The sequence below is a fragment of the Rhodopseudomonas palustris BisB18 genome, assembly GCF_000013745.1.
Lineage (GTDB): Bacteria > Pseudomonadota > Alphaproteobacteria > Rhizobiales > Xanthobacteraceae > Rhodopseudomonas_A > Rhodopseudomonas_A palustris_F.
The window spans coordinates 1,320,717-1,341,246 of sequence record NC_007925.1 but is presented as its reverse complement, the minus strand read 5'-3'; the positions used below and the strand labels follow the sequence as shown (position 1 = coordinate 1,341,246).

The following is a 20,530-nucleotide window of genomic DNA, read 5'->3' as shown; positions in this document are numbered from 1 at the left end:
CTTCGCAGAATGGAACCCTCGGCGCGATTAGAAATTGAACCGGCTAACGGAGTTGACGATCGGTCGTGCTTTGTCACGCGATATGGGAGCACACGATGCAGCCGGATGAAGCCGAGCGGAAGCGGATCCAGGAGAAGCAGGGCGGCCACCCGATGCCGCCGCGACCCGACGATAGAGCACCGCTCGACGATACCGATCGCAACACCGACAAGGTGATCAAACCGTCGCGCAAGCCGGAGTAACAGGCCTCGCGGCCAAGACTTCGCGGCCAAGACTTCGCGGCCAAGACATGGAGTGACGTCCGCATGGCGACCAAGCTGATGCCCTTGATTTTCACCATCGATATCGGCGGCCAGCCGATCTTGACGTTCGAAGCCGCCAATCTGCGCGAAGCCTATCAGGTCTGCCACGAACATTGGCTGCTGGCTGATCTTCGGCAGATGACTCACAACGGCGTGCCGTTGTGGAACGGCAAGATCAGACTGCGGGCTCGCTACGCCACCGATCCGGAAAAACGCGCCTATCGGCAATCGCCGCCGGAGCATGAGGCTGAGGAACTGAAGCTGGTCTATCTGCTCGAGATCGACGGCGGCGCGGCGCAACCTGCCAGCCAAGCCGCCGAATAGCCGCCTCGATCAGTCCTTCGCCGTCCCTGGCTCCGCCCATTTGCGGTGCTGCGACGCCAACACGCCGGCCGGCACAACATGGGCGACCCTCGACTGGAGCTTGTTCTTCCAGCCGCTGACCACGTCACCCTCGCCGCTCATCATCGCATCGAAGCCGATCCTGGCGACATAGCAAGGATCGTCCTTGCCGATGGTGCCGACGCTGGTATCCAACATATCGGCGCGCCGGAAGAACTCGGTGTTTGTTGCCCCCGGCATCAGGCACGTCACGCTGACGCCGCTGTCCTTCAACTCCTCACGAATCGCAAAAGAGAAGGAATTCAGGAACGCCTTGCTCGCGCTGTACACCGCCTGGAAGCTGCCGGGAACGAAGCCGGCAATCGATCCGGTAATCAGAATACGGCCGGATTTGCGCCGCCGCATGTCGTTACCGATCTTGTGGATCAGATAGGCCGTGCCGGTGATGTTGGTGTCGATGACGCTGCGCGCCTTGGCAAAATCCTGATCGAGAAAAGCGTGGCCGAGACCGCGCCCCGCATTCGCCAACAGCGCGTCCACCGGCCTTGCCTCGGTCGCGGCGTAAAGCCTGTCGACTCCGTCCATCGTGGAGAGGTCGACTTGTGCGGCCTCGACGTCCGCTCCCGTCGCTCTCAGTTCGGCGGCGGCCTGGTGAATCCTGTCCTCGTCGGCGGCGATCAGCAGATCGAAGCCGTCCTTGGCGCAGCATCTCGCCAACTCCAAACCGATCCCGGTAGACGCTCCGGTGACGATGGCGAAGCGGCGTTGCAATGACATGAGGTACTCCGTGCGCGTGGTATGCGGGCGCTAACCCATACTATCGCTTCAGGTTCCCGCTCGGTCCGGATTCTATGGCGGCAAAGGAACAGAACACCGCTCCCGCCTTTGTGCCTGCACCAATTTAGCAGATGGAGAGAGCGATGAAAGCGCTGACCTGGCACGGCAAGAATGACATTCGCTGCGAGAGCGTGCCGGATCCGACGATACAAGACGGTCGCGACGCGATTATCAAGGTCACCGCCTGCGCGATCTGCGGCTCCGACTTGCATCTGTTCGACGGGGTGATGCCGACCATGGAAAACGGCGACGTGCTCGGCCATGAGACGATGGGCGAGGTGGTCGAGGTCGGCAACGACAACAAAGCCCTGAAGGTCGGTGACCGCGTCGTGGTGCCGTTCACGATTTCCTGCGGGCAATGCTTCTTCTGCAAGCGCGGCTTCTTTTCCGGCTGCGAGCGCTCCAACCCCAATGCGAAGATGGCCGAAAGTGTCTGGGGCCATTCGCCGGCCGGTCTGTTCGGCTATTCGCACATGCTGGGCGGCTTCGCCGGCGGCCAGGCGGAGTACCTGCGGGTGCCCTACGCCGATGTCGGGCCGATCAAGGTGCCGGACGGGTTGAGCGACGAGCAAGTGCTGTTTCTGTCGGACATCTTTCCGACCGGCTTCATGGCGGCGGATTTCTGCGATCTGAAGGGCGGCGAAACCGTCGCGATCTGGGGCTGCGGACCGGTCGGCCAATTCGCGATCAAGAGCGCCTTCCTGCTCGGCGCCGAGCGGGTGATCGCGATCGACACCGTGCCGGAGCGGCTGGCGATGGCGCAAGCCTCCGGCGCGATCACCCTCGATTTCATGAAGGAGGATATTTTCGACCGCATCCAGGACTTGACCGAGGGCCGCGGCGCCGACGCCTGCATCGACGCGGTCGGCACCGAGCCGGAGACCGGATCCGGGGTGGACGCGGTGATCGACCGCATCAAGGTCGCGACTTTCATAGGCACCGATCGTCCGCACGTGCTGCGCCAGGCCATCCATTGCTGTCGCAATTTCGGCACGGTGTCGATCGTCGGCGTCTATGGCGGATTGCTGGACAAGATCCCGATGGGCTCGGCCATCAACCGCGGGCTGACCTTCCGCATGGCGCAGACCCCGGTGCAGCACTATCTGCCGCAATTATTGGGACGGATCGAAAAGGGTGAGATCGACCCGTCCTTCGTGATCACCCATCGGGCGACTTTGGAAGAAGGTCCGGAACTCTACAGCACGTTCCGCGCCAAGCAGGACGGCTGCATCAAGGTGGTGATGAAGCCCTCTTGATATAGCAGCGGCCCTGTGAAAACAGGGCCGCGCTTTCGCCAGGCTGGACCGCAGGGTTGGACGGTTCAGCTGTTGGTGGTGATGCCGGGATCGGCGCGGAGCTTTTCCAGCGTCTCGCCTTCGCCGCGAACCTGTTGCTCGGCCTTGTGCCAGAACTCGTCCTCGCGTCCCTCCGGACGACCGGCCATTTCCCACAATTCATGCGCCCGGCGCTTGATGTCTTCGTCAGAAACTTCAGCCATAATCTGCTCCACTCGTGACGTTGGAACCATCTAATGAAGTTGTCGCGGACAAGTTCCAGCGGCAAACGTAGAGCTGATGCGTGATCGTCTGATGACGATTCCGGCGCTACCCAGAGAGCTCCGGGGCCGCGGATAACTGCGGTGCCGCCGACGAAACGCACGGAAAGCGCGGCGCGCGCCGCGCGTCCTGATCGTCGGAGAGCCTGGTTTCGGACCGTCAGACGCGATCGAGGATGCTGCGGATTTTTGCCGCCAGCGCCGCCTGCGACAACGGTTTCTGAATAAGGTCGACACCGACGTCGAGCCTGCCCTGATGCACGATCGCGTTGCGGGAATACCCCGTCATGAACAGCACTTTCAGATCTGGGCGTTGCTGACGCAGTTGGTCGGCGAGTTCGCGGCCGTTCATTCCCGGCAGCACCACATCGGTCAACAGCAGATCGAGTCCGCCGTCGAGCTTGCCGATGATGCCGAGCGCGGCGCCGGCATCGGCCGCCTGGAACACCCGGTAGTCGAGATCCTCCAAAACTTCGACGACATAGTCGCGGACCTCCGGATCGTCTTCCACGACCAGGATCTGCTCCGCCCGCGCCGCCCCGACCTGAATATCGTCGGGCCCCTGCTCGGCTGCGGACGTCGCATGCAGCCGCGGCAGATAGAGCTTGATGGTGGTGCCCTGGCCGACCTCGCTATAGATCTTGATGTGACCGTTGGATTGCTTGACGAAGCCATAGACCTGACTGAGCCCCAGCCCGGTGCCCTGGCCGACATCCTTGGTGGTGAAGAACGGCTCGAAGGCCCGGGCCACGATGTCGGCGGTCATTCCGACACCGGTATCGGTCACTGCGACTTGGACATATTGCCCGGCCGCGACCTCGGCGTGGCGACGCGCATAGTCCTCGTCGAGAAACACGTTGCTGGTTTCGATGGTGAGCTTGCCGCCGTCGGGCATCGCGTCACGGGCATTGACCACTAGGTTGAGCATCGCCGTCTCGAAATGGCTGGCATCGATCTCGGCCTGCCACAGCCCGGCGGTGCCGACATATTCCAGATCGATGGTCTCGCCCAATGTGCTGCGGAAGAAGCCGGCCATGCCTTTCAGCAATTGGTCGAGATTGCAGGCCTTGGGGTCGAGCGGCTGCCGCCTGGCAAACGCCAACAGCCGGCTGGTCAAGGTCGCAGCGCGCTGCGCACCGGACATCGCGCCGCCGATCAGCCGACGCAGCCGGCCATCGACGCCGTCGCGCAGCTTGCCGAGGTCGCGTTGCGCAATCTCCAGATTGCCGATGATGATGGTGAGCAGATTATTGAAGTCGTGCGCCACGCCGCCGGTCAATTGTCCGACGGCTTCCATCTTTTGCGACTGCCGCAGCATGTCTTCCGCCTCACGGCGCTGCAACGTCTCCATGTGCAAGGCATGCTGCGCCTCTCGCAATTGCGACGGTGACGGCACCGCGAGCAGTTTCGGCAACAGCGGCCACAGCATCGCGGCGGTGACCAGCGAAGCGATCGCGGTGAGCGCCTTGATGATCCCTTCCAGTTCGTAGATCGGAATCCACAACGTCACGATGGCGAAGATGTGGGTGAAGCCGCAAGCCAAGATGAAGATCGAGAAGGCCCAAAACACCCACCCGAATTCGACGTCCGGTCGCTTGGCGACGAAATACGACAACGCGAACGGGATCGAGAAATATGCCAGCGCGATTGCGGCGTCGGACACCACATGCAGCCAGATCAGTCCGGGTTCCCACAGCAGGCAAATTCCGTGAGGCGAGAACGTCGAAGTGTCCAACAAGCCTTGCAGAAATGCCCACATCCCTTCGTTTCCTCTCACAGTCGATCGTATTGCCCCCTCGCATCCACGAAAAGCAAGGGCCAACGATTCTCAAACTGGAGAGGATTAGCACGTGCGCAAAGCGATTCCGTAGCGAAGTCCTACTACATTGGGGATTTTACCAGTCTCGCCGCACAGCAACACGGGATCTGCAAGCAGGCCGCTACAGCAGTCGACAATCGTCACCTACAAGGGAACGCCGATTCCGCCGCGCATGCTGCGCCGACGTTCGAACCTGGCGCGCAGCCGCGGCGCAAGGCCCCATGCCAGCGGCGCCGCCAGCACGAAGCTGGCGACCACCACGGCCGGGATCAATTCCATCGCCCGAGCCGACAGCGCCGGCACCAGCAGCACCGTGACCAAGCCGGCTCCGAAGATCACCGCGTTGGTCATGGTGAAGATCAAAGCCGCGACTCGAAACCTGGTGTTGAACATGTTCGCCTCCTGACGGAAGATTCAGAAAGCTAATTCCCGGCTCCACGATCTGGTTCCCTCGACCGGCAGGCGCGAGGGTCGCGCCTGCCGACGCTTTGCGCGCTTACTGCAGACCGATCGTAGTGAGGTCTTGGAACCAGTGCTGCGCCTGCACGAAGCTCTTCACCTTAGGCGACAGAGCGTGCGGGTTGGTGTCGTGCACCACCCAGACCAGCACCGCGTCGTCGACGATCAAGCCATGCGCCTGCGCCAGCAATTCGTCCTGCTTGGTCGGGTCGAAGGTGGTCTTGGCTTCGTCGATCAAGGCGTCAACCTTCGGATTTTTGTAACCGCCCCAATTGACGCCGACCGGCGCGATCTGCCCGGAGTGGAAGAACCGCACGATGGCGTAGAGCGGATCGGAGGTGACATAGGCGATGTTGTTGGCGGTGATGCCCTTCATGCTGTCGTCGGCCGCGCCCTTGCGCCAGGCGGTGTACAGCACTTCGAGTTCGACCACCTTGAACTCGACGTCGACGCCGATCTCCTTGAAGCTCTGCTGCAGAAACTCGTTCATCGGCAGCGACAGCATCTGGCCGGTGCCGCCATTGGCGATGATGAAGGTCGCCTTCAACGGCTTCTCCGGCGAATAGCCGGCTTCCTTCACCAGCCGCTTGGCTTCGGCGAGATCGTATTTGATGTTGAAGGTCGGCTTGCCGAACCACGGGCTCGACGGATCGACCTGGCCGATCGCCGGTTTGGCGAGGCCATTCATTAGGCCGACGACGGCATCGCGGTCGATCGCCAGATTGAGCGCCTTGCGCAACCGCACGTCGGTCCAGGGCGAACCCGGCAACACGCTGAGGTGATAATTCCAGACGTGCGGGGTGACGTTGTCGACGATCTTCATGCCGGCCGACTTCAACTGCGGCACGGCATCCGGCGCCGGGGTCTCGATCAGATCGACCTGGCCGGCGAGCAGCGCGTTGGTGCGGGTTAAGGCTTCCGGCATCGGCACCAGCACCAGCTTGTCGGTCTTCGGCAGCCGCGCCTTGTCCCAGTACTCATCATTGCGGGTGAGTTCGGCGAGTTCGCGCGGCACCAGCTTGGTCAGCTTGAACGGCCCGGTGCCGGACGGCTGCGCGGCGAACTTGTCCCAGTCATTGCCGAGCTTGGCGTATTGCGTCGGGCTCGACACCAAGAACCAGAGCATCTGGTACGGGAAGAAGGAGTCGATCGTCTTGGTTGTAATTTCCACGGTGTCGTCATCGATTTTGGTGTAGCTGGCGACCGACGGCAGCCGGGTCTTGACCTGCGCGCTTTGCCGCTTGTCGAACTGCGGTGCCTTGTCGTTCAGCACCTTGTCTAAATTCCAGACCACCGCATCGGCATTGAATTCACTTCCGTCGTGAAATTTGACGCCCTTGCGCAAAGTGAAGCGCCACTTTTTCTTATCGCCATCATCGACTTTCCATGATGTCGCGAGCCCCGGCACCAGCTTTCCCGGGCGGTCCGCCACATTCATCTCCCAGGCCACCAACGGATCGTAGATGGTGTACCCGGTGAACTGGTAAGCGCCGGCGCCACGATCCGGCTGGCCGGTGGTCAGCGGAATATCGGCCATCGATATGCCGTATCGCACCACCGACTCGGCGCGCGCAGAACTAATTGCGCCGATCGCCACGATGGCAGCGACGACGAGAGATTTTCGAACGGTCATTGAAACACAGCTCCACAGGAATGGTGAAGCACAGGCTGCAACGATGATGCCAGCAATGCGATGCGCCGCGCGTGATGACGCAAACGTGTGAGTCCGCTAGACGTACGGTTTGCGATTTTGCTGGCACAGCCATTGCATGAGATTGCATAAGTTTTTGGCAGCCCGGATAGAGGACATCTTACATGCGTATGATTGGTTTGGTGGCTCGGCGCACAGCCGCAGCCGTGTTCGTGCTGACGACCGCGAGTGCGATCGCGCTGCCGCAATCTGCCGGCGCGGAAGCCGTGCTGCGCATCGGCATGACAGCCGCAGACGTGCCGCGCACGCTCGGCCAACCCGATCAGGGCTTCGAAGGCAATCGCTTCACTGGCCTCACCATGTACGACGCGCTGACGATGTGGGACCTGTCGTCTGCAACCAAAGCCAGCGTGGTGATCCCGGGGCTTGCCACCGAATGGGCGGTGAATGAGAGCGATAAGACCAAATGGACCTTCAAGCTGCGTCCCGGCGTCAGCTTTCATGACGGCTCGCCGTTCAACGCCGATGCGGTGGTCTGGAATGTGGAGAAGGTGCTGAAGCAGGACGCGCCGCAATTCGACGCCAGCCAGGTCGGCGTCACCGCATCGCGGATGCCGACATTGGTCTCGGCGAAGAAGATCGACGACATGACGGTGGAACTGACCACCAAGGAGCCGGACAGCTTCCTGCCGATCAACCTCACCAACCTGTTCATGGTCAGCCCGAGCAAGTGGCAGGCGTTGTATGAGAAGGCCGAAGGCGCCGACGCCAAGGCGAAGTCGCAGGCCGCCTGGGCGTCGTTCGCCAAGGACGCCTCCGGCACCGGGCCGTGGAAGATGTCGAAGTTCACGCCGCGCGAACGGCTCGAACTGGTGAAGAACGACAAATATTGGGACGCCACACGCGTGCCGCATGTCGACCGCCTAGTGCTGTTGCCGATGCCGGAAGCCAACGCCCGCACCGCGGCGCTGTTGTCCGGCCAGGTCGACTGGATCGAGGCGCCCGCCCCCGACGCGGTCAAGGAAATCACCGCGCGCGGTTTCAAGATCGAGAAGAACGAGCAGCCGCACGTCTGGCCCTGGCAGTTCTCCCGCGTCGAAGGCTCGCCGTGGAACGACATCCGGGTGCGCCGCGCCGCCAATCTGTGCATCGATCGCGAAGGCTTGCGCGACGGCCTGCTCGCAGGATTGATGGTGCCGGCGACCGGCACCTTCGAGCCCGGCCATCCGTGGCGCGGCAAGCCGGCATTCCAGATCAAATACGATCTGCCGGCGGCACAGAAGCTGATGAAGGAAGCCGGCTACGGCCCGACCAAGAAGCTCAGCGTCAAGGTGCAGACCTCGGCGTCGGGCTCCGGCCAGATGCTGCCGCTGCCGATGAACGAATATCTGCAGCAGGCGCTCGCGGAGTGCTACTTCGACGTCAAGCTCGACGTCATCGAGTGGAACACGCTGTTCACCAATTGGCGCCGCGGCACTAAGGATCCCTCCGCCAACGGCGCCAACGCCACCAACGTCACCTATGCGGCGATGGACCCGTTCTTTGCGATGGTGCGCTTCCTGCAGTCGTCGATGGCGCCGCCGGTGTCGAACAATTGGGGCTTCATCAACAACCCGAAGTTCGACGCGCTGGTGACCAAGGCGCGCACCACCTTCGATGCCTCGCTGCGCGACGAAGCCTTGGCCGAACTGCACGCCGCCTCGGTCGACGACGCCGCCTTCCTCTACGTCGCCCACGACGTCGGCCCGCGCGCGCTGAGCCCGAAGGTCAAGGGCTTCGTGCAGCCGAAGAGCTGGTTCGTCGACTTCTCGCCGGTGACGCTGGCGCCGTAACGAACGACGTGTCCCGGACGCGGTGCGGCATTCTTCATGCCGCGCCGCGTCCGGGACCGTACCAAATGCCGTCTCTCGAACGGTCCCGGCTCGTAGCGCTGCGCTACGGCGCAGCACGACGTCCGGGACACGCTCTGCTAACAATCTGATGAAAGAACCGCTTTGTTCATCTATATCGCCCGCCGCATCGTCTATGTGATCCCGATCGTGATCAGCGTCGCGCTGGTGTGTTTCCTGCTGGTGCACATCACCCCCGGCGATCCGCTGGTCGCGGTGCTTCCGGCCGACGCCTCGCAGGAACTCGCTGCGCAACTGCGCATCGCCTACGGCTTTGACCGGCCGCTGCCGGTGCAGTTCGGGCTGTGGCTGTGGAAGGCGCTGCACGGCGATCTCGGCAATTCGATCGCCACCGGCCGCCCGGTGCTCGCCGAAGTGCTGCGCGCGGTCGGCAACACCGTGACGCTGGCGATTGCCGCGGCGACCATCGGCTTTTCGCTCGGGCTGTTCTTCGGGCTGATCGCCGGTTACTTCCGCGACACCTGGGTCGACAAGCTGGCGACCTCGATCGCGATCGCCGGCGTCTCGGTGCCGCATTATTGGCTCGGCATGGTGCTGGTGATCATCTTCTCGGTGCAGCTGAACTGGCTGCCCGCGGTCGGCGCCGGCCCCGGCGGCTCCGGACAATGGGGCTGGGACTGGGAGCACCTGAAATATCTGGTGCTGCCGGCGATCACCACCTCCGTCATTCCGATGGGCATCGTCACCCGCACGGTGCGGGCGCTGACCGGGGATATCCTGTCGCAGGATTTCGTCGAGGCGTTGCGCGCCAAGGGGCTGCGCGAGACCGGCGTATTCCGTCACGTCATCAAGAACGCGGCGCCGACCGCGCTCGCCGTGATGGGGCTGCAACTCGGCTACATGCTCGGCGGCTCGATCCTGATCGAGACGGTGTTCTCCTGGCCGGGCTCGGGGCTTTTGTTGAACTCCGCGATCTTCCAGCGCGACCTGCCGCTGTTGCAGGGCACCATCCTGGTGCTGGCGCTGTTCTTCGTATTCCTCAATCTCGTCGTCGACATCGCGCAGGCCGCGATCGATCCGCGCATCAAGCGAAGCTGAGCAGGATGGGCCGCCGATGACCGTCATGACCGACACCGCGCTGCAGAGCGCGCCTTCCACCCCCGCGCGCGGCTATTGGGCCACCGTCGGCCGCCGGCTCCGCCGCGACAAGGTGGCGATGGCCTGCGCGCTGATCCTGTTGTTGATCTTCGTCTCGGCGCTGGTGGCGCCGTGGCTCGGGCTTGCCGATCCCTATCAAGGCTCGATGATCCGCCGCTTGAAGCCGATCGGCACGCCGAACTACTTGCTCGGCACCGACGAACTCGGCCGCGACATGCTGGCGCGGCTGGTCTATGGCGGCCGGCTGTCGCTGCTGATCGGCATTCTGCCGGTGGTGCTGGCATTCGGCATCGGCACCTCGCTCGGCCTGGTCGCCGGCTATGTCGGCGGCAAGCTCAACACCGCGATCATGCGCACCGTCGACGTGTTCTACGCGTTTCCCTCGGTGCTGCTGGCGATCGCGATCTCCGGCGCGCTCGGTGCCGGCATCACCAATTCCATCGTGTCGCTCACCGTGGTGTTCGTGCCGCAGATCACCCGGGTCGCGGAGAGCGTCACCACCGGGGTGCGCAACATGGATTTCGTCGAGGCGGCGCGGGCGTCGGGCGCCGGCGCCTTCACCATCATGCGGGTGCACATGCTGGGCAACGTGCTGGGGCCGATCTTCGTCTACGCCACCGGATTGATCTCGGTGTCGATGATCCTCGCCGCCGGCCTGTCGTTCCTCGGTCTCGGCACCAAGCCGCCGGAGCCGGAATGGGGCTTGATGCTGAACACGCTGCGCACCGCGATCTACGTCAACCCCTGGGTCGCAGCCTTGCCCGGCGCGATGATCTTCGCGGTCTCGATCTGCTTCAACCTGCTCAGCGACGGTATGCGCAGCGCGATGGACATCAGGAATTGATGGCATGACCGACATCCTTGACCCGCTCGACGCAATCGAAAAACTGGAACCGATCGAAGACATCGGCGGCGCCGCGCAACCGCTATTGAAGGTCAACGGCCTCACCAAGCATTTCCCGGTGCGCGGCGGGCTGTTTGCGCCGAGCAAGACGGTGCGCGCGGTCGACGACGTGTCGTTCGCCATCGCCAAGGGCGAGACGCTCGGCATCGTCGGCGAATCCGGCTGCGGCAAGTCGACCACCGCGCGCCTCTTGATGCATCTGATGCCGACCACCGGCGGCGAGATCATCTTCGACGCCCGCCAGGTCGGCCGCCAGCTGTCGTTGCGCGAATTGCGCCGCGGCATGCAGATGGTGTTTCAGGACAGCTACGCCTCGCTCAATCCGCGCCTGACCATCGAGGAGTCGATCGCGTTCGGCCCCAAGGTACACGGCATGGACGACGCAGCCTCCCGCACGCTGGCGCGCGAGCTGCTCGGCAAGGTGGGCTTGCGCCCGGAGAATTTCGCCAACCGCTATCCGCACGAGATTTCCGGCGGCCAGCGCCAGCGCGTCAACATCGCCCGCGCACTGGCGTTGTCGCCGCGCCTCGTGATCCTCGACGAGGCGGTGTCGGCGCTCGACAAGTCGGTCGAGGCGCAGGTGCTCAACCTGTTGGTCGACCTGAAGCGCGAATTCGGCCTGACCTATCTGTTTATCAGCCACGACCTCAATGTGGTGCGCTATATCTCCGACCGCGTGCTGGTGATGTATCTCGGCGAAGTGGTCGAGGTCGGCCCGGTCGACGAGGTGTGGGATCAGCCGGCGCATCCCTATACGCGGGCGCTGTTGGCGGCGATGCCGTCGTCGGATCCCGACCGCCGCACGCAAGTGCCGCCGATCACCGGCGATCCGCCGAACCCGATCGATCCGCCGGCCGGTTGCCGGTTTCATCCGCGCTGCCCGTTCGCCGAGCCGTTGTGCGACGGCGCCACGCCGAAGCTCACCGAACTCAATCCATCGGGCCATCAGGCCGCCTGCTACATGGCGATCCCCGGCTCGGGACACAGCCGCGCGCCAGCCAAGGAAGTACAAAACAATGTCGACCAAACCTGATTCCGCAACGATCAACGCGATGGCGGCGGTGGCCGGCGTTCCTGTGAGCAACGAAGTGGCGGCGCGGATCGCCAATTCGATCGGCCCGGCGTTCGAGGGCTTCGCGCCGATCACGGGCACGCTGCCGTTCGATCTCGAGCCGGCGAGTTTCGTCGTGACCCAGACCAAGGCTGCGTCATGAACGGGACTGATCCGACACTGTTGTCGCTAACCGAAATCGCGCAGGCGATCGCGCAGAGGAAATTCTCATCGCGCGAGGCGACGCAGGCCTGCCTGAACCGCATCGCGGCGTTGCAGCCCAAGCTCAACGCCTTTGTCGCGATCGAGCCCGACGAAGCGCTGGCCGCGGCCGACGCCGCCGATGCGGCGCTGGCGCGTGGCGAGAGCAAAGGCGCGCTGCATGGCGTGCCGCTGGCGCACAAGGACATGTATTACGACCAGGGCTACGTCGTCACCTGCGGCTCCAAGATCCGCCGCGACTTCGTGGCGACCACCACCTCGACCGCGCTGCAACGGCTGAAGGACGCCGGCACGGTGCGGCTCGGCTCGCTGCAGATGGCGGAATTCGCCTATGGGCCGACCGGCCACAACGCGCATTTCGGCGCGGTGCATAATCCGTGGGCCATTGAGCGCATCACCGGCGGTTCGTCCTCGGGCTCAGGCTCGGCGGTCGCGGCACGGCTGACCTATGCGGCGCTCGGCTCCGACACCGGCGGCTCAATCCGGATGCCGGCGCATTTCTGCGGCGTCACCGGCTTGAAGACCACGGTCGGCCTGATCAGCCGCGCCGGCGCGATGCCGCTGTCGCAATCGCTCGACACCGTCGGGCCCTTGGCGCGCACGGCCGAAGACTGCGCGCTGCTGCTCGGCCTGATGGCCGGCGCCGATCCCGCCGATCCGACCTGCAGTTCGCGCGACGTCCCAGACTATAGCGCGGCGACGAAGGGCAAACTGAGCGGCGTCCGCATCGGGCTTCCCAGCGCATTCTATGTCGACGACCTCGATCCCGAAGTCGCACGCGTGCTCGACGACACCGTTGCAACGCTGCAACGCGAAGGCGCCGACATCGTCAAGGTCGAGCTGCCGGATCAGCGCCAGCTCTCGGCAGCGTGCCAATTGGTGCTCGCGGTCGAGGCCGCCGGCTTTCACACAAGCTGGATGATCGAGCGGCCGCAGGACTACGGCCCGCAAGTGTTGATGCGGCTGCAGAACGCGCTGGCGATTCCGGCCGTGACCTATCTTGAAGCGATGCGCTGGCGCGGCGTGGCGCTGGCCGCGCATCTCGCAGCGACCGCCGGCGTCGACGCGGTGCTGGCGCCGGTGGCGCCGGTGGCAGCACCGACCATCGTCGAGAGCGACGTCGGCAATTCGCTCGACGCCGAGGCGGTGATCCAGCGGCTGACGCGCTTTACCCGGCCGATCAACTATCTCGGCCTGCCGGCGCTGGCGCTGCCCTGCGGCTTCACCAAAGCCCTGCTGCCGGTCGGGCTGCAGCTGATCGGCAAGCCGTTCGACGAGGCGATGCTGCTGCGGATCGGCGCGGCCTGGCAGCGCGTCACTGACTTTCACAGCAAGACGCCGGAGCTTGCATGAGCAACCTGGTCGAGGTGAAAAATCTCAACATCCGCTTCACCGGCGAGCGCACCGTGCATGCGGTGAACGACCTCAGCCTGTCACTCGGCGAAGGCGAAGTGCTCGGGCTGCTCGGCGAATCCGGCTCCGGCAAGAGCGTGACGCTACGCGCCTTGATGCGGCTATTGCCGAACAAGCGCACGCAGATTTCCGGCACCGTCAACGTGCTCGGCCAAGACGTGCTGGCGCTCGATGACGACGGGCTGTCGGCGTTTCGCGGCCAGACCGTATCGATGATCTTCCAGGAGCCGGCGCTGGCGCTGGACCCGGTCTACACCATCGGCCGGCAGATCGCCGAAAGCGTGATGCGCCACGAAGGCAAGAGCCAGACCGAAGCGATGGCGCGCGCGCTGCAGATGCTGGAAGTGGTGCGGATCCCGTCGGCCAAGCGACGGCTCGACGCCTATCCGCATGAAATGAGCGGCGGGATGCGGCAGCGCGCGATGATCGCGCTGGCCTTGGCCTGCAAGCCGAAGATTCTTCTGGCCGACGAGCCGACCACCGCGCTCGACGCCACCGTGCAGATCCAGATCCTTTTGTTGCTGCGCGAATTGCAGCGCGAATTCGGCATGTCGGTGATCTTCGTCACCCACGACATCGGCGTGGCGATCGAGATCTGCGACCGCGTCGCGGTGATGTATGCCGGGCAGATCGTCGAACAGGGCACGCTCAGCCAGATCGTGCGCACGCCGCTGCATCCCTATGCGCAGGGGCTGTTGGCCTCCACCGTGCACGGCGCCAAGCGCGGCGCAAGGCTGGAGACCATCCCCGGCACGCCGCCGTCGCTCGACAAGGCGCCGAGCGCCTGCTCGTTCGCGCCGCGCTGCCGCTACGCGCAGCCGCGCTGCGTCGAGGCGTTGCCGCCGGACGTCCAGGTCGGCCCGAACCGCACTGCGCGTTGCATCCTGGCCGAGCCGATCGCCGACGGTGTCGCGCCGGCGCGCGCCGCCGATGCTGTTGCGGGCGGGCTCGATCTCGCCTAAGCGATCGGGGAGCCTTGCTTCGACAGCCTTAGAGTGACGTCGCGCCATGGAATCCCCGCTGAAGATCGTCATCGTCGATGAGAGTCCGGTGCGGGCCGCGATCCTCAAGGATGGGCTGCGCGAAGCCGGCGTGTCGCAGGTGATCCATCTCGAGGCCACCACTAACCTGTTGGCGCGAGTCTATGAGATCGACCCCGACGTGATCCTGATCGACCTGGAGAACCCCAGCCGCGACATGCTGGAGCAGATGTTCCAGGTCAGCCGCATCGTCAAACGGCCGATCGCGATGTTCGTCGACCAGAGCGACACCGCCTCGATCCAGGCCTCGGTCGACGCCGGGGTCTCCGCCTATATCGTCGACGGGCTGAAGAAGGAGCGGATGAAGCACATCCTCGATCTGTGCATCTCGCGCTTCAACGCATTCTCCAAATTGCAGAACGAGCTCGACCGCGCCAAGACCGCGCTCGACGACCGCAAGGTGATCGACCGCGCCAAGGGCATTCTGATGAAGGCCAAGTCGCTGACCGAAGAGCAGGCCTATGTGATGCTGCGCAGCGCCGCGATGAACGAGAAGAAGAAGATCGCCGAGATCGCCCAGTCGGTGATCACCGCGTCGGAGATGTTGAAATGAGCACGCGCTTGCGGATCGGGTTCATCCCGCTGGTCGATGCCGCGGCCTTGATCGTCGCGGTAGACAAGGGGTTCTGCGCCGCCGAAGGGCTCGACGTCGAACTGGTGCGGGAGATTTCCTGGGCCAATGTCCGCGACAAGCTCAACATCGGGATGTTCGACGCCGCGCATATCCTGGCGCCAATCGCGATCGCCTCCAGCCTCGGCATCGGCCACGTCAAGGTGCCGATCGTCTCCGCCTTCGGGCTCGGCATCAACGGCAATGCGATCACGGTGTCGCCGGATCTCTACGCGGCGATTGCGGCCAATGCCGACGGCGACCTGCTCGATACGCTGGTGACGGCGCGCGCGCTCGCCCGCGTCATCGCCGAGCGCAAGCAGAAGGCGCTGGAGCCGCTGACCTTCGGCATGACGTTTCCGTTCTCCACCCACAATTACGACCTGCGGTTCTGGATGGCCGCCGGCGGCGTCGATCCGGACGAGGACGTCCGCCTCGTGGTGCTGCCGCCGCCGTTCATGGTGGAGAGCCTCGCCAACAAGCATCTCGACGGCTTCTGCGTCGGCGCGCCGTGGAACTCGGTCGCGATCGATCTCGGCATCGGCCACGTGCTGCACTTCACCTCCGAATTGCTGCAGCGGGTCGCCGAGAAGCTGTTGGCGGTGCGCGCGCCGTGGGCCGCGGAAAATCCCGATGTGATGATGGCGCTGGTCCGCGCCCACGCCCGCGCCGCGGACTACATTGAGGATCTCGGCAACCGCGACGAGGTCGCGGCGCTGCTGACCGCGCCGGGCCGCATCGAGGTGACTCCGGAACTGATCCTGCGCACGCTGGATGGCCGGATGCGGGTGGCGCCGGACGGCACGGTGCGGCTCAGCGACCGCTATCTGCTGGTCGGCCGCAACGGCGCGGCGCGGCCGGACCCGGTGCAGGCGGCGTGGTTCTATGCGCAGATGGTGCGCTGGGGGCAGGCGCCGCTGTCGGACGAGTTGCTGGCCGCCGCCAAGGCGGTGTTTCGGCCGGATCTGTACGACGCGGCGCTCGACCCGACCGCGCCGCCACCTCAATCGGAACCGGTCGACGGCATCGGCGCATTCACCGGCCCGGCGTTCGATCCCGACGACATCGCCGGCTATATCACGGCTTGCCGCCGCCCCGCCTAAATACAAGCGCCTGCTGCATTGCATATTATTCAATCCGCGCGGTCCAACGCCGCGCATGCGCAGCGCGCCGTGCGATGCGGCGCGGGAACCAACTGCAACGGTGGCAATTGTTCCGATGTGATTGATCACACGTTGTTGCTTAGTTGGAGGTCCCATGGACACCGAGAAGACCCCGTCATCGGCCGATGAGACCGAGCCCGCCGAAACGTCCGCGCCTGCCGAGAAGCCGAAGCCGCTGGTCGACAACATCATCGACATCGTCATCGACGGCGCCGCGGCACTCGCCAAGGGGGCGGCCAAGACGGCGGCCAAGCGCGTCGCCAAGTCGGCCGGCAAGACCCGGCCCGGCAAGGCCATCGAGTCGGTGACCAAGGCGGTGACCGAAGCCGCGCCAAAGCCGGCAAAGAAAACGGCCAAGAAGACCGCCAAGAAGGCGGCGAAATCCCCGAGCGCCAAGAAGGCGTCGAAGAAAGCCTCGAAGACCGCGGCGAAGTCCGGCGGCCGCAAGACAGCCGGCAAGCAAGCCGGCACGAGCGGAAACACTGCCAAAGTCGGCAAGAAGGTTGGCAAGACCGTCGGCAAGGCCGCCAAGAAGATTGCCAAGAAGGCCGGCAAGAAATCCGGCAAGAGCAGCGGCAAGACCGCCGGCAAGAAGGCCACGGCGAAAACCTCCGCCAAACGCGGCAAGAAGTCCGGCAAGCGCTGATCGCCGGCTTGCAACCTCCGCCGTCGCCGTTGAACCTTGCGGCGGCGGCGGCGTTGGCGAAGCATGTCGGACGCTGTGGATTATTTCCGGGCCTATGCACGCCGCGCCATCTGCCGGGCGCGAGCCATGCCGTTCGGCCGCAGCAAGCGGCTGCAGCGCGTGATCGCGCGGATCTATCATCTGCTCAGCAAGGAAGCCGCCTACGGTCCGAACCTCGATCACATGGCGGATTTCCGCGCCGCGGAGAAACTTGAGAAGACGCTGCAATAGCGTGCTTGACGCGGCCAGGCCTCGGTTCCACCGGCTCAAGCAACGCCGCGGGTCGACTCGGTAGTCGCGCGTGGCGCGCAAACAACTACTTCAGCACAATCCAGGTCGGCGCGTGGTCGCTGGCACCTGGCCGGCCGCGCACCGCGCGGTCGACACCGGCCTGGCGCAGCCGCGGCGCCAGCTGCGGGCTCAGCAACAGATGGTCGAGCCGCAGCCCGGCGTCGCGCTCATAGCGTTGCCGCATATAGTGCCAGAACGTGTAGATCCTCCGGTCAGGATGCAGCTCGCGCAGCGCGTCGGTCCAGCCCTGCTTGACCAGCCGTGCGAACGCCGCGCGGCTCGCCGGCTGCACCAGCGCGTCGTGGTCCCAGGAGCGGGTCGGATAGATGTCGAGCGCGGTCGGCGCGACGTTGAAATCGCCGGCCAGCACCACCGGCACATCCTGCCGCAGCAATTTGCGCGCATGGCCGGCAAGCCGCTTGAACCAAGCGAGTTTGTAGTCGAATTTCGGGCCGGGTTGCGGATTGCCGTTCGGCAGATACAGGCAACCGACCACGATGCCGTCGATCGCGGCTTCGATGTAGCGGCTTTGCAGATCGCTGCGATCGCCGGGCAACCGGGTCTGCGTCACGATCGGCGCGCCGCCGCGTGACAGGATCGCCACCCCGTTCCAGGTATTCTCGCCCTGCCACACCGCCTGATAGCCGGCGCGTGCGATCGCCCGCGCAGGAAACTCGGCATCGCGGCATTTCAATTCCTGCAGACAGACGACGTCCGGCCGCGCCTGCTTCAGCCAATGCAGCAGGTTCTCCAGCCGGCGATTGACGTTGTTGATGTTGAAGGTCGCAACTTTCATCGGCACCCAGGCGATCGGGCTGCCGGAAATTGGAACCGGAAGCCGGGGCTGCGCTTGTTGGATTCCACGAGATCAGATCGGAAGCCGTCGTCATGAGCAGAGCGTTCGTCAAGGAACAGGATATCGAAACGTTCCAGGAGCTGCCGGATCGGCCGATCTCGCCGCACTCGAACGATGTGACGCCGGAGGGCATGGCGCAGATCGAGCAGGCGTTCGATGCCTCGCGCGAAGCGCTTGCCGCCGCGCAGGCGGCGGACGATCAGGACGCGATCACCGCAGCGGCGCGTGAACTGCGCTATTGGAGCGCGCGGCGCGCCACCGCGCGGATTGCGCGCCCGATCGGCGACGTCACAAAGGTGCGGTTCGGCTCCACGGTCACCATCCGCCGTAACGACGATCGCCGGCAGACTTTCCGCATCGTCGGCGAGGACGAAGCCGATCCGCCGAACGGCACCATCTCGCACGTCTTGCCGCTGGCGCGCTCGCTGTTCGGCAAACGCGTCGGCGACGTGGTCCGCGCCGGCACCGGTGAAGCGGAGATCGAGGAGGTCGGGTGACGGGACCCGTCTGCCGGCTCAGCTGGCGCGATTTGGTTATGAACTACTTCTCGGCTGGGACCGCCGATCGCGACGCCTTGCTATCTTCGTTCCTGAGATATTTCTGACGCATTTCCCCGGGTTTCTTGGGGGCCGCGAGACGCGCAATCACGTCCGACGGCAGTTGCACTCTGCCGCTATCGGAAACTTGCGGGATGTTGTCCGCCGATGCCGGGCCGACGGCTCCGCCGAGCAAGAGAGCCGCAAGAGCTATCCCACGCATGTTCGCCTCTATTCAGAGTGGACCGCTGAACGCGAATGACACAACGATAGTAACAAACCTGATGTGGCAAAAACAGGACAGCGATTTCGTTAGCTTGGCGCGATGTCCCCGTCATCGACCACAAAAGCGCGCCCCGGAGGGATGTGCCCACACGCTGTAGTGCCTCGCGCGCTAGTTGCACATCAGTCTTATTAAAATTGATCCCGGTCAATTCGCCGTGAACGCCCCACTGTTAGAATAGAAATAGTTTGCAAGAGCGGCGGGTACGCACACCCTGGGGGTTGGGCGCCCGACCGCATCATCGAGGGGCTCCCATGACATTTTCCAAAGCGCTGCTGCTGGCAACGACCCTCTGTATCTCGACACCATCATGGGCGGCTCCCGCCGACGAACCGATCAAGCCGCTGCCGGCGGCCGTGGTCAAAGACCCCAAGCTGGTCGAGCTCGGCAAGAAGCTGTTCTTCGATCCGCGGCTGTCGCTGTCGGGCTTCATCTCCTGCAATTCCTGCCACAACCTGTCGATGGGCGGCTCCGACAACCTGAAGAGCTCGATCGGCCACAACTGGCAGAAGGGCCCGATCAATTCGCCGACGGTGCTGAATTCCAGCCTCAACGTCGCGCAGTTCTGGGACGGCCGGGCGCTGACGCTGCGCGACCAGGCCGGCGGCCCGATCGCCAATCCCGGCGAGATGGCCTCCACCCATGAATTGGCGGTGGCGACGCTGCAGTCGATCCCGGGTTACGTCGGCGAGTTCAAGTCGGTATTCGGCAACGACAAGGTGACGATCGAGGAAGTCACCAAGGCGATCGCGGCGTTCGAGGAAACCCTGGTCACCCCGAATTCGCGGTTCGACAAATGGCTGAAGGGCGACAAGAAGGCGCTGACCCCGGTCGAACTCGCGGGCTACGAACTGTTCAAGGATTCCGGCTGCACCGCCTGCCACAACGGCTCGGCGGTCGGCGGCAACACCTTCCAAAAGATGGGCGTGGTGGAAGCCTACAAGACCACCAACCTGGCGCAGGGCCGCATCGCGGTGACCAAGGAAGAAGCCGACCGCTTCAACTTCAAGGTGCCGACCTTGCGCAACGTCGAACTGACCTATCCCTACTTCCACGACGGCGAGGCGGCGACGCTGAGCGAAGCGGTGGAAACCATGGGCCGGATCCAGCTCGGCAAGACCTTCACCGCCGACGAGAACACCAAGATCGTCGCCTTCCTGAAGACCTTGACCGGCGATCAGCCCGATTTCAAATTGCCGATCCTGCCGCCCTCGACCGACAAGACCACGCCGCCGAAGCCGTTCAACTAATCATCGCCGCGGCGCGATTTTTCCGAGACAGGCCCGATGGCAGCGATGCCATCGGGCCTTACTTTGTGGTGCGTTGCGCTCAGCTTCGCGGAGTTCTCGCTTCCAATCGTCGGGTAGCTTCGCTCGCTCGATCGCTCGCCGGTTTCGGCCGAAACGCTGGATGGCGTAACAAGTTCCAGATTTTTTTTCGCCGGCTTGTGTCGGCCGTCGGACTGAACTTTGGTGGCCGGTTGAGTAGCTTCAATCATCGACG

General features: G+C 64.2%; 23 protein-coding genes. 16 read left to right on the top strand and 7 right to left on the bottom strand.

Annotated elements, in window-relative coordinates; all coding sequences use genetic code 11:
• The first annotated feature begins 95 nt into the window (after positions 1-95).
• Together RPC_RS26015 and RPC_RS06160 are read left to right on the top strand one after the other, a co-directional pair.
• Positions 96-242: a hypothetical protein gene (locus RPC_RS26015; RefSeq protein ID WP_157043144.1), complete on the top strand. Its 147-nt coding sequence runs from the start codon at positions 96-98 to the stop codon at positions 240-242.
• Positions 243-305: 63 nt separating this feature from the next.
• Positions 306-626, top strand: coding sequence for a hypothetical protein (locus RPC_RS06160; RefSeq protein WP_011471693.1), 321 nt, complete (start codon positions 306-308; stop codon positions 624-626).
• Positions 627-635: 9 nt separating this feature from the next.
• On the opposite strand, the gene RPC_RS06155 is transcribed toward RPC_RS06160, so the two are convergent.
• The gene (locus RPC_RS06155; protein ID WP_011471692.1) at positions 636-1,421 is read right to left on the bottom strand and encodes an SDR family NAD(P)-dependent oxidoreductase; all 786 of its coding nucleotides are present in this window, start codon (positions 1,419-1,421) and stop codon (positions 636-638) included.
• A gap of 143 nt (positions 1,422-1,564) precedes the next feature.
• Between RPC_RS06155 and RPC_RS06150 the strand changes: the two genes are divergently transcribed.
• Positions 1,565-2,737: a zinc-dependent alcohol dehydrogenase gene (locus RPC_RS06150; RefSeq protein ID WP_011471691.1), complete on the top strand. Its 1,173-nt coding sequence runs from the start codon at positions 1,565-1,567 to the stop codon at positions 2,735-2,737.
• 65 nt (positions 2,738-2,802) lie between these two features.
• On the opposite strand, the gene RPC_RS25400 is transcribed toward RPC_RS06150, so the two are convergent.
• From RPC_RS25400 to RPC_RS06135, 4 genes are all read right to left on the bottom strand, one after another.
• Positions 2,803-2,979 (bottom strand): DUF2934 domain-containing protein, encoded by a 177-nt coding sequence (locus RPC_RS25400; protein WP_011471690.1) that lies wholly within the window; start codon positions 2,977-2,979, stop codon positions 2,803-2,805.
• Between the two features lie 217 nt (positions 2,980-3,196).
• A complete protein-coding gene (locus RPC_RS06145) occupies positions 3,197-4,795 on the bottom strand; it encodes a response regulator (RefSeq protein WP_011471689.1) in 1,599 nt (532 codons plus the stop codon).
• Positions 4,796-4,999: 204 nt separating this feature from the next.
• Entirely contained in the window at positions 5,000-5,248 is a 249-nt protein-coding gene (locus RPC_RS06140; RefSeq protein WP_011471688.1) for a hypothetical protein, read from the bottom strand.
• A gap of 103 nt (positions 5,249-5,351) precedes the next feature.
• A complete protein-coding gene (locus RPC_RS06135; protein WP_011471687.1) occupies positions 5,352-6,947 on the bottom strand; it encodes an ABC transporter substrate-binding protein in 1,596 nt (531 codons plus the stop codon).
• Between the two features lie 182 nt (positions 6,948-7,129).
• Here RPC_RS06135 and RPC_RS06130 point away from each other — a divergent pair, with 182 nt between their 5' ends.
• The 11 genes from RPC_RS06130 (at position 7,130) to RPC_RS06080 (ending at position 17,292) form a co-directional block, all read left to right on the top strand.
• Positions 7,130-8,797, top strand: a complete 1,668-nt coding sequence (locus RPC_RS06130; protein WP_011471686.1) for an ABC transporter substrate-binding protein — start codon at positions 7,130-7,132, stop codon at positions 8,795-8,797.
• 162 nt (positions 8,798-8,959) lie between these two features.
• The gene (locus RPC_RS06125) at positions 8,960-9,913 is read left to right on the top strand and encodes an ABC transporter permease (RefSeq protein ID WP_011471685.1); all 954 of its coding nucleotides are present in this window, start codon (positions 8,960-8,962) and stop codon (positions 9,911-9,913) included.
• A gap of 25 nt (positions 9,914-9,938) precedes the next feature.
• Positions 9,939-10,817, top strand: a complete 879-nt coding sequence (locus RPC_RS06120; protein WP_041802519.1) for an ABC transporter permease — start codon at positions 9,939-9,941, stop codon at positions 10,815-10,817.
• 4 nt (positions 10,818-10,821) lie between these two features.
• Positions 10,822-11,910 (top strand): ABC transporter ATP-binding protein, encoded by a 1,089-nt coding sequence (locus RPC_RS06115; protein ID WP_011471683.1) that lies wholly within the window; start codon positions 10,822-10,824, stop codon positions 11,908-11,910.
• The gene (locus RPC_RS06110) at positions 11,894-12,091 is read left to right on the top strand and encodes a hypothetical protein (RefSeq protein ID WP_011471682.1); all 198 of its coding nucleotides are present in this window, start codon (positions 11,894-11,896) and stop codon (positions 12,089-12,091) included. Before RPC_RS06115 ends, RPC_RS06110 begins: the two co-directional genes overlap by 17 nt.
• Positions 12,088-13,503, top strand: a complete 1,416-nt coding sequence (locus RPC_RS06105; RefSeq protein WP_011471681.1) for an Asp-tRNA(Asn)/Glu-tRNA(Gln) amidotransferase GatCAB subunit A — start codon at positions 12,088-12,090, stop codon at positions 13,501-13,503. Before RPC_RS06110 ends, RPC_RS06105 begins: the two co-directional genes overlap by 4 nt.
• A complete protein-coding gene (locus RPC_RS06100) occupies positions 13,500-14,525 on the top strand; it encodes an ABC transporter ATP-binding protein (protein WP_011471680.1) in 1,026 nt (341 codons plus the stop codon). The genes RPC_RS06105 and RPC_RS06100 overlap by 4 nt, the downstream gene beginning before the upstream one ends.
• A gap of 46 nt (positions 14,526-14,571) precedes the next feature.
• Positions 14,572-15,156 (top strand): ANTAR domain-containing response regulator, encoded by a 585-nt coding sequence (locus tag RPC_RS06095; RefSeq protein WP_011471679.1) that lies wholly within the window; start codon positions 14,572-14,574, stop codon positions 15,154-15,156.
• Entirely contained in the window at positions 15,153-16,316 is a 1,164-nt protein-coding gene (locus RPC_RS06090) for a CmpA/NrtA family ABC transporter substrate-binding protein (protein ID WP_011471678.1), read from the top strand. The genes RPC_RS06095 and RPC_RS06090 overlap by 4 nt, the downstream gene beginning before the upstream one ends.
• Positions 16,317-16,470: 154 nt before the next feature.
• Positions 16,471-17,022, top strand: coding sequence for a hypothetical protein (locus RPC_RS06085; RefSeq protein ID WP_011471677.1), 552 nt, complete (start codon positions 16,471-16,473; stop codon positions 17,020-17,022).
• A 63-nt stretch (positions 17,023-17,085) separates the two neighbouring features.
• Entirely contained in the window at positions 17,086-17,292 is a 207-nt protein-coding gene (locus RPC_RS06080) for a hypothetical protein (protein ID WP_011471676.1), read from the top strand.
• Between the two features lie 85 nt (positions 17,293-17,377).
• Here the strand turns inward: RPC_RS06080 and RPC_RS06075 are convergent, their stop codons facing one another.
• Positions 17,378-18,148: an exodeoxyribonuclease III gene (locus tag RPC_RS06075; protein WP_011471675.1), complete on the bottom strand. Its 771-nt coding sequence runs from the start codon at positions 18,146-18,148 to the stop codon at positions 17,378-17,380.
• Between the two features lie 92 nt (positions 18,149-18,240).
• On the opposite strand from RPC_RS06075, the gene greA reads away from it, so the two are divergent.
• Both greA and RPC_RS06060 read left to right on the top strand, forming a co-directional pair.
• Positions 18,241-18,705 carry a transcription elongation factor GreA gene (gene greA / locus RPC_RS06070; RefSeq protein ID WP_011471674.1) on the top strand — a complete coding sequence of 155 codons (465 nt, stop codon included), beginning with the start codon at positions 18,241-18,243 and terminating at the stop codon, positions 18,703-18,705.
• Between the two features lie 576 nt (positions 18,706-19,281).
• Positions 19,282-20,277 (top strand): cytochrome-c peroxidase, encoded by a 996-nt coding sequence (locus RPC_RS06060; RefSeq protein ID WP_011471673.1) that lies wholly within the window; start codon positions 19,282-19,284, stop codon positions 20,275-20,277.
• On the opposite strand, the gene RPC_RS26435 is transcribed toward RPC_RS06060, so the two are convergent.
• Positions 20,274-20,525: a hypothetical protein gene (locus RPC_RS26435; protein ID WP_167532056.1), complete on the bottom strand. Its 252-nt coding sequence runs from the start codon at positions 20,523-20,525 to the stop codon at positions 20,274-20,276. The genes RPC_RS06060 and RPC_RS26435 overlap by 4 nt on opposite strands.
• Positions 20,526-20,530: the final 5 nt, after the last annotated feature.